This is a genomic window from Pontibacter amylolyticus (assembly GCF_014638845.1).
Lineage (GTDB): Bacteria > Bacteroidota > Bacteroidia > Cytophagales > Hymenobacteraceae > Pontibacter > Pontibacter amylolyticus.
In genome coordinates, this window is the sequence record NZ_BMFP01000001.1 from 715,667 (window position 1) to 729,546 (window position 13,880).

The 13,880-nt window shown below is 53.2% G+C and carries 10 protein-coding genes; 7 read left to right on the forward strand and 3 right to left on the reverse strand.

Features of this window, described 5'->3' with window-relative positions; all coding sequences use genetic code 11:
- Positions 1-203 precede the first annotated feature (203 nt).
- Entirely contained in the window at positions 204-1,262 is a 1,059-nt protein-coding gene (locus tag IEV97_RS03200) for an ArsO family NAD(P)H-dependent flavin-containing monooxygenase (RefSeq protein ID WP_188500045.1), read from the forward strand.
- A gap of 65 nt (positions 1,263-1,327) precedes the next feature.
- On the opposite strand, the gene IEV97_RS03205 is transcribed toward IEV97_RS03200, so the two are convergent.
- The gene (locus IEV97_RS03205; protein WP_188500046.1) at positions 1,328-2,092 is read right to left on the reverse strand and encodes an oxygenase MpaB family protein; all 765 of its coding nucleotides are present in this window, start codon (positions 2,090-2,092) and stop codon (positions 1,328-1,330) included.
- 473 nt (positions 2,093-2,565) lie between these two features.
- On the opposite strand from IEV97_RS03205, the gene IEV97_RS03210 reads away from it, so the two are divergent.
- Positions 2,566-2,808 (forward strand): DUF3820 family protein, encoded by a 243-nt coding sequence (locus IEV97_RS03210; protein WP_229733765.1) that lies wholly within the window; start codon positions 2,566-2,568, stop codon positions 2,806-2,808.
- Between the two features lie 89 nt (positions 2,809-2,897).
- Here IEV97_RS03210 and IEV97_RS03215 read toward each other — a convergent pair whose 3' ends face one another.
- Positions 2,898-3,359 (reverse strand): DUF4268 domain-containing protein, encoded by a 462-nt coding sequence (locus IEV97_RS03215; protein ID WP_188500047.1) that lies wholly within the window; start codon positions 3,357-3,359, stop codon positions 2,898-2,900.
- A 114-nt stretch (positions 3,360-3,473) separates the two neighbouring features.
- Here IEV97_RS03215 and IEV97_RS03220 point away from each other — a divergent pair, with 114 nt between their 5' ends.
- Entirely contained in the window at positions 3,474-4,115 is a 642-nt protein-coding gene (locus IEV97_RS03220; RefSeq protein ID WP_188500048.1) for a dioxygenase family protein, read from the forward strand.
- 136 nt (positions 4,116-4,251) lie between these two features.
- Positions 4,252-5,706: a M48 family metalloprotease gene (locus IEV97_RS03225; protein WP_188500049.1), complete on the forward strand. Its 1,455-nt coding sequence runs from the start codon at positions 4,252-4,254 to the stop codon at positions 5,704-5,706.
- Positions 5,707-5,789: 83 nt separating this feature from the next.
- Here the strand turns inward: IEV97_RS03225 and IEV97_RS03230 are convergent, their stop codons facing one another.
- Positions 5,790-8,609, reverse strand: coding sequence for an alpha-amylase family glycosyl hydrolase (locus IEV97_RS03230; protein ID WP_188500050.1), 2,820 nt, complete (start codon positions 8,607-8,609; stop codon positions 5,790-5,792).
- A gap of 211 nt (positions 8,610-8,820) precedes the next feature.
- Between IEV97_RS03230 and IEV97_RS03235 the strand changes: the two genes are divergently transcribed.
- From IEV97_RS03235 to IEV97_RS03245, 3 genes are all read left to right on the forward strand, one after another.
- Positions 8,821-9,384 carry an RNA polymerase sigma factor gene (locus tag IEV97_RS03235; RefSeq protein ID WP_188500051.1) on the forward strand — a complete coding sequence of 188 codons (564 nt, stop codon included), beginning with the start codon at positions 8,821-8,823 and terminating at the stop codon, positions 9,382-9,384.
- Between the two features lie 143 nt (positions 9,385-9,527).
- The gene (locus IEV97_RS03240) at positions 9,528-10,562 is read left to right on the forward strand and encodes a FecR family protein (protein ID WP_188500052.1); all 1,035 of its coding nucleotides are present in this window, start codon (positions 9,528-9,530) and stop codon (positions 10,560-10,562) included.
- A gap of 17 nt (positions 10,563-10,579) precedes the next feature.
- Positions 10,580-13,873 (forward strand): SusC/RagA family TonB-linked outer membrane protein, encoded by a 3,294-nt coding sequence (locus IEV97_RS03245; protein WP_188500053.1) that lies wholly within the window; start codon positions 10,580-10,582, stop codon positions 13,871-13,873.
- The last annotated feature ends 7 nt before the right edge of the window (positions 13,874-13,880 follow it).

A 13,880-nucleotide genomic window follows, 5' to 3' on the forward strand; every position in this document is an offset into this window, starting at 1 on the left:
TTTTATGTAAGATTAATCTAAACAGATTATTGTCATTTCGACCTTTGGGAGAAATCTGGAATATTGTCAATGCACCGGCAAAATCCAGATCTCTCCATGCTGTCGAGATGACAGAAAGGAATCGTTGTCCTTAAATGAATATGGCGTTTTCTAACATACCATGCTTTTGCTAACTTCGGGAGCACTCCTATACCTTGAGCAACATGCAAGAGATTTTCGATACTGTGGTGATTGGCGGCGGTCAGAGTGCCCTGGCTTGCGCCTATTATCTGCGAAGAGCCAAGCTCCACTACATTCTACTGGACGATCAGCCAGCGCCGGGCGCCTCCTGGCGCAAGTATTGGGATTCCCTCACCCTCTTCTCTCCCGCTGCCTTCAGCAGTCTGCCCGGCTGGCTTATGCCGGAGAGCCAGGGAGCCTTTCCCTCGCGTAAGGAAGTGATCAACTACCTGACTAGGTACGAGCAGCGCTACGAATTTCCAGTTGAGCGGCCTGTACTGGTAGAGGAAGTATGCTTTCGCGAAGGACTTTTCGAAGTGAAGAGTGCTGATAAAACATACCTGACACGCACCGTGGTCAGCGCAACGGGTACGTTCCGAAAGCCCTTTATACCTGCCTACCCCGGTGCCGACACTTTCCAAAACCAACAGTTGCATTCCTCTGAATATAAGAATCCGGAGCCGTTCCTAAACAAGCGGGTATTGGTAGTAGGTAGCGGAAATTCTGGAGCCCAGATCTTAGCAGAGGTTTCGAAAGTGGCAAATACGACCTGGGTGACCTTAGACGAAGTGACTTTCCTACCCGATGATGTAGATGGTCGTGTGCTCTTTGACCAGGCAACCGCCCGGTACTATGCCATGCAGCACGGCAAGGAAGTAAACACCTCCCAGTTTCATGTGGGCAATATTGTGATGGTGCCTCCTGTGAAAGAGGCCCGCAGCCGTGGAGTCTTGCATACAGTACGGCCATTCCAGCGCTTTTACGAAGAGGGGGTGGTATGGACGAACGGCCAGAAAGAGCCGGTGGATGCGGTGATCTGGTGCACAGGTTTCGGGTATGCGCTCGACCACCTGGACTGCCTGCAGCTAAAAGACCAGAAAGGCAAAATAGAAGTGGAAGGCACGAGAGTAAAACAGAAAGCCGGCCTGTGGTTGGTTGGCTACGGCAACTGGACCGGTTTTGCCTCCGGTACCCTGATCGGTGTAGGTCGCAGCGCCCGTCAGACTGTCGCGGAAATCCAAAGCTACCTGCAGCAGGTATAGCAAAGGCTCAGGTATAGCCGGCACTTATTTAACATAAATAAGCAACTACACACAAACTACAGCGCTCAGGCAGGGTGCACATCCAATTCTTTAATCTCGGTTTTGTAAGCCGGTGGCAGGATCAGGGATTTGATCAACCAGTCGGCGCGCACGTGTCGACTCAGTTTGTACACGCGAAGCACCGGGCTCAGAGCCGACCATTTACTCAGGCCAAGCTGTTCGCGCACGGTGCCGGGCACGATCAATTTCTGCCCTTCCAGCAACAGCGTATACCTGATCGGCCCCAGGTGCTTGCGGTACTGCTTGTACAAATCGGCGGTGAAATGGCTGGACGCCAGGTTTTCCTCTAAGTGCTGCTGTCGCATGTGAAGCCAGGCTGGGTAGCTGCCTGGCAGACCTTGCAAGCCCATGCGGGTGCCTACGCGATAGAATACCTCGAACACATCTTCTTTCTCGGCTTCGGTCAAGCCCCGCTCCAGTAACTCAAAAGAGCGAATAGAATAGTCGATCAGCATAAAGAGCACATCACGGTAAGCCCAGTCAGGAATCGCCATGCCGCGTTTGGCTTCCACCCCGGCGTGTATCTTGGCCATGGTATCGATCGCCTTGTGCGCTCCTTCCATGCTCGAAAACACGATCTGCCGGGCATAGCCTACCGTCGAGAACAGGCGTCCCAGCGGGTCGGCCGGCAGCCGTCCGGTGAAATAAAGCCAGTCCACCGCCTTGTTGAGCGCAAATTCGGCCGAGGCACCCGCAAATATGAACAGGATTGTGTCACCTTTTCCCCAGATTTCACGCACGACACTGCCGTGCTTTACAAAGTATTCCATAATGAGACAACAAAGGTGGTGGCCGAAATGTGCTGCTAAGGATGCAAATTCAGTGGCATAACATCCTATGTAGCCTGAAATAACTTTATTTCGCTGATAATCAAATACATAAATAAAACAATATACTTATTTTCGATAACAAGGCTTGCACGCTAAAAAATTTTGTGCTTATCTTTAGGTTCAGCTTTTAGCCAAACTGAACCCCGCTTAGCCTGCCCACACACTTTTGGGACGGGCTAAGCGGAATTCTTTTTAGGGCCATCCATAATCCCAAAGAAGGGTTCTTTATCTTACGATCCTGTCCTTAGCCTGAATGAAAAGCAGGCCCTAGCCCCAGTAAGGCCAAACTTTCTGAAAAGCAGAACACCCACAGGGGAAGTATGAAGCACAACGTGCCGGTTTTTTTTGAGGTGCCGCAGCTTTTGTTTCCGGATGCTTTTTAGTGACTGCCTTCATACCTTATCTTTGAGAACATGAATACGCCTATGCAACCCGACTCCTCCATGCTCACCGAACTGGTGCGCATGAAAATGCCCTTCGGCAAATACAAAGACACGGTGTTGTGCTATTTGCCTGTCTCATACTTGGAGTGGTTCGCCCGCGAAGGCTTTCCGCCCGGCAAACTCGGCATGCTGCTGGCCACCCTTTACGAGATCAAGATCAACGGACTGGAGTACTTGCTGGAGCCACTCAAGCGGCAGGCCCGCAAGCGCTAGTGCTATACTTAATATAGGGCTATGAAGGGTTGTTTCAGGCGTCTGAGCCTTTAGAGCGCACGCCTTATTTGTAGACATTAGGCCTATACCTAGCGTAGCTCGTCAAAACTGTATTTGGCGTCGTTCCAGAAGGCATCGAGGGCTATGATGCGGGGTTTGAAAAAAGAGATCAGCGCGGGCCAGTCGTCCTGCCTGAAGACGCTCACCCCTTTTAGCTCGGTGTAGATGCGGCTGATTCCTTTTCCGTTTTCGTCTGTTGTGTGCAGGTCCCAGGTCCACTCCTCTCCTACCGTATCGTGCAGCAGCTCCTTCATGGCCCCAAACTGCTCAAAAAACATTTGCTGGATCTCCGGGTCCGGCTGGGTCATCTCGATTGCAATGGAAGCCAGTTTTTTGTCGGCCTGCATGCGGAAGTACACGTTCTTCAGGCCCGTTTTGTAATTGATCCAGTTGGTTGGCATCCCTTCCGCCGAAAGCACGGGGGACATGTACTGCCCGAATGCTGTCCAGAATGCCTGTCTGAGTTTAGAAGCCTGTTCCCGTGTATACATGTGGTAAAATTGGTGATTGTAGGATTAAGAACAAAGTAAGGTGCATAGTGCACTCGTCGCCTTATACGGTAAATGCTACGTAAAAAGGATGTTATACCTGATGGTGCGCGGCCCATGAAAAAAATGATTCTCCTATACCTGCTACTCATCACTGCTGCCAGCTGCCAGGCGCAGGACAACCGGGAAACCCAACAGCCTGCCCGGCACGTGGGAGGCCCCTGCGAAGGTTGCGAGGCGCTGCATGAGTACGGCGACAAAAAGCTCAGCCCGACGGACACCCTGCCGGACTTTCATCCGGATGCGAAAAACAAGCTCAAGCTGACGGGTACGGTCTACCTGCCGGATGGCAAAACGCCTGCACCGGATGTCATTCTGTACGTTTACCACACCGACGAGACGGGCATCTACCCCAAGAAGGGAGATGAAAAAGGCTGGGCCAGGCGGCACGGCTATCTGCGCGGCTGGATCAAGACTGGGGTTGACGGCAGGTATACGTTCTACACCACCAGGCCCGGGACCTACCCATCCAGAGATGAGCCCGCCCACATACACGTCACCGTCAAGGAACCCAACAAGAACGAATACTACCTGGATGATTTTCTTTTTGAGGACGATCCGCTCCTAACCCTGGAAGTGCGCAAAGAGAGGCCTGAACGCGGAGGCTCAGGTATTGTGACATTGCAACGGCAAGGCGATACTTTCGTCGGCCACCGGGATATCACGCTGGGGCTGCATATACCGGACTATACTCCCTAGCGAAAAATGGCTTAGTGATACCAGACAAGCGTTTTCTGCAACTTAAAAATTGCATTATCGTTGCTTGTTACATATTCAGTCTCCGCGATATACCCAGCTTTTTGGAGGAGTCAGGGAGGCTTAAAACGATAAAACGATGAGAAAGAACATAATATCCGGATTATTGGCGTCCGTGTTCCTGCTAAGCAGCTCCTGCCAGACCAACCCGGTCACAGGCAAGAAAGACGTGATGTTCATGTCGGAGAGCCAGGAAATAGCCCTCGGCAAGGAAGCAGACCCACAGATTGTAGCAGAGTTTGGACTTTACGAGGACCCGAAACTGCAAAGCTTCATCAAAGAAAAAGGCCAGCAAATGGCCAAGGTCTCACACCGAAGCAACCTCAACTACGAGTTCAAGATCGTGGACTCCCCTGTGATCAACGCCTTTGCCGTGCCGGGGGGTTACGTTTATTTCACGCGCGGCATTATGGCCCACTTCAACAACGAGGCGCAGTTTGCCGGGGTGCTGGGCCACGAGATCGGACACATCACGGCGCGCCACTCGGCACAGCAGCAGAGCAAGTCCATTCTGGCGCAGGGCGGCCTGCTGCTCGGCATGATCCTGTCGCCTACGGTCGCGCAGTATGGGCAGGAGGTTTCGCAGGGACTTGGTCTGCTGATGCTCAAGTATAGCCGCGATGCGGAACGGGAGTCGGACAAGTTGGGGGTGGAGTACTCGACCAAGATCGGCTATGATGCCTCTGAGATGGCTGACTTCTTCACCACCCTGCAGCGCAAGCAGGAGGAAGGCGGACAGGCGATCCCTTCTCTCCTGTCGTCACACCCCGACCCGGGCGACCGTTACAATACCGTGCACCAACTGGCGGATGCGGAACAAAAGAAGCAGAACCTGACCGATCCGAAGGTGGGCCGCAACAGCTACCTCAAAATGATTGACGGCATCGTCTACGGAGAAGACCCGAAACAGGGCTTTGTCGAGAATCAGGTTTTCTATCACCCGGTGTTGAAATTCCAGTTTTCGATCCCAACTAACTGGGGCTACCAGAACTCCCCGCAGCAGGTGCAGATGGGGCCGAAGGACGGAAGCGCCGTGATGGCACTAACCCTCGCCCCTGGAGCCAGCCTGCAGGAAGCCGCTCAGCAACAATTGCAGAATTACGGCCTGCAGCCCGTTGAAAGCAAGCAGGTAACCGTGAATGGACTGCCCGCCATCGCGGTCGTGGCTGACCCACAACCGCAGCAGCAGCAACAGCAGCAGCAACAGCCTTTGCGCACGCTTACGTACTTTATCCAGCACGGCGAAAACATTTACAGCCTGATGGGCATTACCACGGCACAGAACTTCAACAACTACTTCCAGGTTTTCAGCGGCAGTATGCAGAGCTTCAAGGTGCTCTCGGACCCAGAGAAACTGAACCGCAAGCCGGAGCGTATCAGCATCGTAACGGTTCCGAAGGCCACTACGCTGGCCGGGGCGCTGCGCAGCCACAACATGCCTGATGCCCGCCACAACGAACTGGCCGTGCTCAACGGTATGCAGCTAAGTGATCAGCTGCCCGCTGGCACCCTGATCAAAGTGGTGAAGAAATAGGTATAACCAGTACATAAAAAAGCCCTGCCTCCCAAATAGGAAGCAGGGCTTTTTGCTTTGCGCTATACCTGTCCGATAGGGCTTTATTCGTTTGCCCTGAGCAGTTTGTGCACCGACTTTTTACCGCCCTGCTCCACCTGCAAGTAGTAAATGCCTGCTGGCACCCGCTGTAACCGGAGCTGCTCCTGGTGGCTTTGCTGGTGCTTGAGGAAGCGAACGTGTTGCAAATTGCGACCGGTCATATCCACTAACTGCACCTGCACCGGACCACGGTACTCGCCCTCCAGGTGCAGCACGGTGGCCTCCTGCATGGGGTTCGGGTATACGGTCACGCCCCTTTCGGCCAGTTCCTCCTCCGCTGAGAGCACAAGTCCCTGCCAGGGCACCAGGTTAGGCTGTGGCGTTTCGAGCTTTTTGGTGGTATAGATGTGGAACTCGCCGGGCTGTAGTTCCATTGCCTGACCGGGGTCTTCTATCTTGTTTTCATGGCCTGTAAAATAGTCGTACCACATCCCAGTAGTTGGAAAATTGGCGTTTACCTGCTGCACCCGCACATCAAAATTACCGAGTATGAACACATCCATGTCCTCATGGAAAAGGAAAATGCGCTTTACCTGGCCATTCAGCTGCAGGTCAAAATCATCGGTGGCGAAGGCGGGTTCGTTTAGTTTAAGTTTGATGAGCTCGGCGTATACCTGGTACAGCTTCTGACGATCCGGCTGCTGCCGGTATTCCCAGCGGATCGGTTTCTGGCCCGTGCGCCCGTTCTGGTCGATGGACACATCATAGCCCAGCTCTCCGAACTGCCAGATCATCTTCGGACCCGGTATAGGCAAAAAGAAGGCGGCGGCCAGTTTGGCGCGGTCAAGAGCAGTGCTGAGGGTACGGGTGTTGTAATTGCCGTTGCGGGTGCCATTGGTGAGCACATCGTATAATATCCGCTCTTCGTCGTGGCTCTCCATGTACCCGATCAGGTATGGGTTTTCCCAGGTGCGGTTTTTATAAGAGATTCCCTGCGGATTGGCCAATACGCCCTTTGCCATGTTGCGGTAGTCGTGGTTGTGATTGCCCCAGAACAGCATGCCATAGTTGGACAGCTCTTTTTCTTCCTGGTTGTCGGCAAAGTGCTCCAGTATGACATAGGCCGTTTCATCGTAGCTCCTGATCTCGTCGTAAATGCGCTTCCAGGTGGCGACGCGGCCGGCATCGTAGGCACTCCAGGCGCCCACGTTCTCTCCGGTGTTCTTCTGCGTAAAGCCCTTCGAAAGGTCAAAGCGGTAGCCATCGATGTTATACTCCTCTAGCCAGTGGCGGTTCACCCGCGCTACCAGGGCCTTAGTGGCTTCACTCTCGTGGTTGAAGTCGAAGAAAACGCTGAAAGGGTGCGTAGCCCGCTGGTTGAAGAAAGGATTGTTAGCGGCAGGCTGGTTACCGTCCCAGTACATTTTCACATAAGGGTATTCGTAGTCGGCCTGGTTGAGTACAATGTCCAGGATGATGGCAATGCCCATTTCGTGCGCCTTGTCTATAAAAGCTTTCAGGTCGTTTTTGGTGCCGTAGGCTTTATCAGGTGCGAAAAAGAAGATTGGGTTGTAGCCCCAGGAGTCGTTGCCCGAGAACTCCATGACGGGCATCAGTTCGATGGCATTCACGCCGAGGCGCTTCAGGTAGGTGAGCGTATCGGCCAGCACTTTGTAATTACGGGCTTCAATAAAATCGCGCACGTGCAGTTCGTAAATCACCAGAGTTTCCGGATCGGGTCTCTCGAAGTCCGTCACTTTCCAGGTATAGCCCGGCTGGTTTGTCTGCAGAATGGATACGATTCCCTCTGCTCCCTGCGGGTAGGCTTTCAGGTTAGGGTAGGTGCTGGCAGGTATGTACTGGTCCATGGCCGGGTCGAGAATCTTCTCGGTATAGGGGTCGGCTACGGCCAGGGTGCCATCCACCAGGTACTGGTAGGCCACCTCCTGCCCTGCCGGCAGGTTGTTCAGCTCGATCCAGTAGCGGTTGCCGTCTGGCGTGCGCTTCATCAGGTATTCCGGCGAGGTTTCCCAATTGTTAAACTCCCCGATGGCGTACACAAAATTCTTGTGCGGCGCATAGAGTACCAGCACGGCACTCGTGGCCCCGGTATAGTTCACGCCGTCCCGCATACCTGCCGGAAGCGCTGTCACCACCGGCTGCGGCCTCACCCGGAACGTGAAGCTTTGGGTGGCGGTTTCCGAGCCACGTTTTGCCTCGATGGTGACAGTGCGCAGCACCCCCTGCTGACTGCCGGCATTGACGCTCGTCTGTATCTGGTCCGTGTTGCTGGCACTGTAAACCACCGAATTGTCCAGCTTCACCGTCACGTCGGCTTTAGCCGAGACAACGGCCCGCACAGGTATAGCACTGTTGGCTTCTACGAAAAAGTTCTGCTGCTCCGGCTCGCGCAAGGCTACCTGCAGACTGCCGTCATAGAGTTGGATGATAAAGTCTTCGGTTTGGGCGGTGCCGTTGCCGTTTTTGAGCAGCAGGCCCAGTTTGTCGATGGTCTGACCGGCGGGCACCCCAAAGTAAGTGCGTGGCGTGAGTTTGATCTGCCAGCGGTCGTTGCCAAGCGAGGTCATCTTGCCCGGATTGAAAGGCTGATTAAAACTCGTCTGCCCAGCCGGCTGGTACAAGAAAGCATTTGGATTGCCCACAACGCCCGCACCCGACCACAGGTATACATCGTCGGTCTTGCCCAGCAGTCCGGCGGCGCGCCCATCTTTGGCCTGCTTCAGATCAAAGATGATCGTGATTTCCTGGTCACCGGTCGGGAACTCAGGTATGGTTTGCACTGCCTGCGCCTTTGCCTGCCAGGCTATACCTGCCAAAAAAACAAAAAGCACCAGCAAGCGGTTGAGGTATAGGTTTGCCATAAAGGGAATTATATAAATAAAAGAGATTCAGGAACATAACAGCGCGTACCAACCACCGGGGACATCTCCTCACATAGAAGCGGGTCCCTACTCTGACCTTAGTGTTATAACACCAGATACGATTGTATATTTTTCAGAGCCTAAAGGTATGATATCCGATTAAATTCTGATATAATTGTTGTAATCCGTTTCGAAAACGGTGCAATCGCGCATGGACGAGCAGGAAGTTTGGGGCAGGTATAAAGCGGGAAGCGAAGATGATTTTTCGCTGCTGTACCGTCATTTTGCTCCCATCATGCTGCGCTACGGCAACCGGATCACGACTGACAAAGAGCTTATACGCGATTGTCTGCAACAGGTGTTTTTTTCGCTCTGGAAAAGCCGTGCCACTGTCGGCACCCCTGCCAGCGTGCAGCATTACCTGCTCAAAGCCATCCGCAACGAACTCATCAAGAAAGGCAAACGCGCTAAACTGCATGATGAACTGCCCGAGAATTACCACTTTGAGCTGGAGGATTCGCACGAGCAAACCATGATCCAACTGCAGACAGCCGAAATGACGCGCCAACGGATCACAGAGCTGCTCTCGCAGCTTCCGGCCCGTCAGCGGGAAGTCATCTTCCTGAAATACTATGCCAACCTCAAGTATGAGGAGATCGCCGCCATCATGGACATCGGGCAGGACTCGGTATACAAAACGACCTACAAGGCCATCGCCCGCCTGCAACAGCTGCTTCACAACAGCGCCCTCCTGCTCCTTATACTCTTCTTCTAAGGAAAATTTTTCCGCTCACTCACAAGGCTTTAGCAATTATTTTATTTTTTCCAGCCAAAAGGAGGGATAATTCCTGACCCTGCCGGCTATTGTATATAGCGTGTGCCTATACGCTGAAACCGCTCAACAAACAGACGCCTGACATGAACCACGAAACAGCCACTGCCGCTGAACTGGCAGCCGACCATGACTTTATACAATGGGTTAAATATCCTACGCAGGAAAGTATGCTGTACTGGTCACAGTTTGCTGAACAGTACCCCGACAAGGCGCAGGAAATGGCGGAGGCGCGTCGTTTGGTATTGTTGCTCTCGCAGGAGCAGGCCGATGATCACAGTTTCGATGAAGAGGCGCAGCTGGTATGGGAGCAACTGCAGGAAGCGATGCAGCAGGACCGGGACCGCGGACCGGATGGTGGCCGTGTGTTCTCGATTTGGGGCTATCCCCTCAAAACCTGGCTGTCGGCAGCAGCCGTCATCACTCTGTTGCTGGCATCTGCCGCCCTTCTTTTCACCCGCCAGAGCGCTGAGCCGGTCACCTACGCCACAGCCTACGGAGAGAAGCGCATTATCCAACTTTCTGATAAATCCGTAATAGTACTTAATGCTAATTCAAGTATAACTATTCCTGAAAATTGGGAAAAAGACAAGCCCAGAACAGTCCAACTGCGCGGCGAGGCTTTTTTCTCGGTAACACAGCAGGCTAACAGACAGCAGTTTATCGTGACAACCAGTAAAGGCACCAAAATAAACGTACTGGGGACGGAATTTAACGTATATGACCGCGGCCAGGAAGACCGGGTTGTACTGACAAGCGGCAAAGTAAGGCTGAGCGCCACACAAAACGGTGCAACCAGACAAATGGAAATGCAGCCCGGCGACTTGGTAACAGTATCTGCAGCAAGCGGTTTTAGCCACCGGCGCGTAGACCCGGACCTATACACTGCCTGGCAGCACAACAAGGTATATTTTGACGATTACACACTGCGCGAGGTAGGCGCTCTGATTGAGGAGCAGTACGGCTATAAAGTAGAATTCAGTGGCAAAGAGCTTCCCGGTCAGCGCATCACTGCCTTCCTGGAAGTAAAAAACCCTGAAGACATCCTGAACACGCTGGCTGAGACATTTGAACTCCAGATCACCCAACAAGAGAACACTATATACATAAGCTCATTATAAAAACTAACGCATAATCCATGTCAAATAAATCTACTAAGAGACTAGGGTCCTTTGGTTTGGCAGTAGCCCTGTGCTGCTTTCAGGTGCCGGGGACCGCTCAGGGATACCCGGGCCCGGGTCCGAACCTTGCAGTAAACCACACCTCCGGACAAGCCCTGACGGCCAAGTCGCTCAAGGATCTGCTCAATGATCTCAAAAACTCACACGGTATACAGTTCTCTTACCAGGCTAGCCTGGCCGATGATGTGCAACTGATTGTGCCGGAGCCGAAAGGCGGTGTGCAGAACGTGGACGAGTACCTGAGCACCACACTGGCCAGCAATAACCTCGCCTATAAAAAAGTGCGGGGCGTCTACATTATCTTGAAGGCACGCCCTGCCGCAGCCAGCACCACAACTGTGGTAGCCAAGCCCCGCGCAACTGTACAGCAGGATGTAACCGTTAGCGGCCGCGTGCTGGACGAAAACGGCGAAGCACTGCCGGGTGTAACGGTGGTACTCAAAGGCACTACCCGCGGTACTTCCACCAATGCCAATGGCGAGTTTAAACTGCCTGTACCCGCCTCTGGCGGCACACTAGTGTTATCTTTCATTGGCTATACCACGCAGGAAGTGGCCATCAACAACCAGGCTACTGTGAATGTGACAATGCGCCCCGACGCGCAGGCGTTACAGGAAGTAGTGGTAGTAGGCTATGGTACACAGCGCAAATCTGATATTTCGGGCGCCGTAACTGCCATCTCTTCCGAAGACTTCGTGCAGGGGCAGATCACCACACCAGAGCAGTTGATTCAGGGAAAGGTAGCTGGTGTTCAGATCACACCAAACGGTGGTGCGCCTGGTTCCGGTAGCCGTATCCGTATCCGTGGAGGTGGCTCCCTTAATGCCAGCAACGATCCGCTTATTGTAATCGACGGTGTACCGCTCGATAACTCAGGCGTGTCAGGTGCGGCTAACCCGCTCAACTTCCTCAACCCGAATGACATCGAGACTTTCAACATTCTGAAAGACGCTTCTGCCACGGCCATCTACGGATCGCGCGCTTCCAATGGTGTGATCATCATCACGACCAAAAAAGGCACAGCCGGGCAGAAGCTCGCGGTCACTTTTACGACACAGCACTCCCTCTCCGATGTAGGCAAAACTGTTGATGTGCTAGGAGCTGACGATTTCCGCAGAGTAGTGAATGAGCAGGGTACGCCTTCTCAGATCGCGCTGCTTGGCAATGCCAACACCAACTGGCAGGACCAAATCTTTCAGACAGCCTATACCACAGACAACAACCTGAGCATAGGCGGCTCGGTGGGTATGCTGCCCTACCGTGTGTCGCTGGGCTACCTGAATCAGGATGGTATATTGCGCACAGGTAATTTTGAACGTGGCTCGATCGGCGTCAACCTGAACCCGAGTTTCCTCGACAATCACCTGACTGTAAACCTAAACTACAAAGGGGCCATCACTGACAGCAAGTTTGCAGACGTAGGCGCCATTGGAGCGGCTGTTGCCATGGACCCGACACAGCCTGTTATGTCTGGCAGTGATGCGTTTGGCGGTTACTTCCAGTGGCTGGATGCCAACGGACGCTATAATCCGCTGGCTACCCGCAACCCGGTGAGTATGCTGGAGCAGCGCGACGACCGCGGCGAAGTGGAACGCCACATCGGTAATGTGCAGTTTGACTACAAACTTCATTTCCTGCCCGACCTGCGCGCCAACCTCAACCTGGGATTTGACCGCTCCAACAGCAACGGCACTACTTTCTACCCTGCCGCCTTCGCGCCCGAGGCGCCAAATAATGGCAGAAGAACCCGGTTTGAGCAAGAGAAGAAAAACAGCCTGGTCGACTTCTACCTGAACTATGTGAAAGACCTGACCGGCATTAACAGCCGCGTTGACGCGACAGCCGGTTACTCTTTCCAGGAGTTTGAGAACGAGAGCCCGCAGTTTATCCCAACTAACGAAGAGGGCACACCGCTTAGCGACCTGGAGCCAGGACTTCCTACAAACGACTTCTACCGCCTGCGTTCCTACTTTGGCCGACTGAACTACGTGCTCCTCGACCGCTATATCCTGACAGCCACTGTGCGCCGTGACGGTACCTCACGCTTTAGTGATGACGTTCGTTGGGGCACATTCCCGGCCTTGGCGCTGGCCTGGAGAATCAACGAAGAGGCATTCCTGAGAAACTCTCCAACTGTTTCTGAGTTGAAGCTCCGTTTGGGCGTGGGTGTTACAGGTCAGCAGGACATCGGCCCTTTCTTCCCGTACCTGGCACGCTATACCATCAGCGACAACACAGCGCAATACCAGTTAGGCAACCAGTTCTACAACCTGCTCCGTCCGGAAGGCTATGATGCTGGCATTAAGTGGGAGGAAACTACCACTTACAATGCAGGTATAGACTTTGGCTTTGCTAACAACAAAGTGAACGGTAGCCTTGACTACTTCTTTAAAGACACCCGTGACCTGCTGGCACTTGTATCGGTTCCTGCCGGTACCAACCTGGTGAATGAGTTGATCACAAACGTTGGTAACCTGGAAACAAGAGGTCTGGAAGCAGCCCTGAACTACGTGGCCATCAGCAACGAAAAGCTGACCTGGAGCATCGGCGTTAACGGCACGTACCAGAAGCGTGAGATCACGAATCTGAGCAAGGTAGAAGATCCAAACTTTGAAGGCTACCCGGTTGGCACCATTGCCGGTGGCGTAGGTAACAACATCCAGATCAGAACGGTTGGCTACGCGCCGGATGTGTTCTATGTATACAAGCAGGTGTATGACGAGCAGGGCAAACCGATCGAAGGTCTGTATGCCGACCTGAACGAGGACGGTGTGATCAGTGAAGCTGACCGCTACCGCTACAAGAAACCCGAGCCGGATTTCTTCATGGGCTTCAACTCCAACCTGACCTACGGCAACTTCGATTTTGGCTTTGTGATGCGTGGCAGCGTGGGCAACTACATGTATAACAACATATACTCTAACAACGGGGCCTACCGCTCCTTCATGTTCCCGGGCTACCTCACCAACGTGTCGCCAAACGTGCTGGAGACCAACTTCATGAACTACCAGCTGTTCTCTGACTACTACATGGAGAATGCTTCGTTCCTGCGCATGGAGAACATCAACTTTGGCTACAATGTGGGCGGCATCTTCAACGAGAAAGCGAACCTGCGCCTGAATGCCAACATCCAGAACCTGTTTGTTATCACCAAATACAACGGTCTTGATCCTGAGATTGCCAGCGGTATAGACAATAATTTTTACCCAAGGCCACGAGTCTACACCTTAGGTCTGACAGTTAATCTTTAATTCGTCC

Bases quoted from the DNA above. Each gene is read 5' to 3' on its own strand.
- IEV97_RS03200 (WP_188500045.1), top strand. From the start codon at position 204: ATGCAAGAGATTTTCGATACTGTGGTGATTGGCGGCGGTCAGAGTGCC.
- IEV97_RS03205 (WP_188500046.1), bottom strand. From the start codon at position 2,092: ATGGAATACTTTGTAAAGCACGGCAGTGTCGTGCGTGAAATCTGGGGA.
- IEV97_RS03210 (WP_229733765.1), top strand. From the start codon at position 2,566: ATGAATACGCCTATGCAACCCGACTCCTCCATGCTCACCGAACTGGTG.
- IEV97_RS03215 (WP_188500047.1), bottom strand. From the start codon at position 3,359: ATGTATACACGGGAACAGGCTTCTAAACTCAGACAGGCATTCTGGACA.
- IEV97_RS03220 (WP_188500048.1), top strand. From the start codon at position 3,474: ATGAAAAAAATGATTCTCCTATACCTGCTACTCATCACTGCTGCCAGC.
- IEV97_RS03225 (WP_188500049.1), top strand. From the start codon at position 4,252: ATGAGAAAGAACATAATATCCGGATTATTGGCGTCCGTGTTCCTGCTA.
- IEV97_RS03230 (WP_188500050.1), bottom strand. From the start codon at position 8,609: ATGGCAAACCTATACCTCAACCGCTTGCTGGTGCTTTTTGTTTTTTTG.
- IEV97_RS03235 (WP_188500051.1), top strand. From the start codon at position 8,821: ATGGACGAGCAGGAAGTTTGGGGCAGGTATAAAGCGGGAAGCGAAGAT.
- IEV97_RS03240 (WP_188500052.1), top strand. From the start codon at position 9,528: ATGAACCACGAAACAGCCACTGCCGCTGAACTGGCAGCCGACCATGAC.
- IEV97_RS03245 (WP_188500053.1), top strand. From the start codon at position 10,580: ATGTCAAATAAATCTACTAAGAGACTAGGGTCCTTTGGTTTGGCAGTA.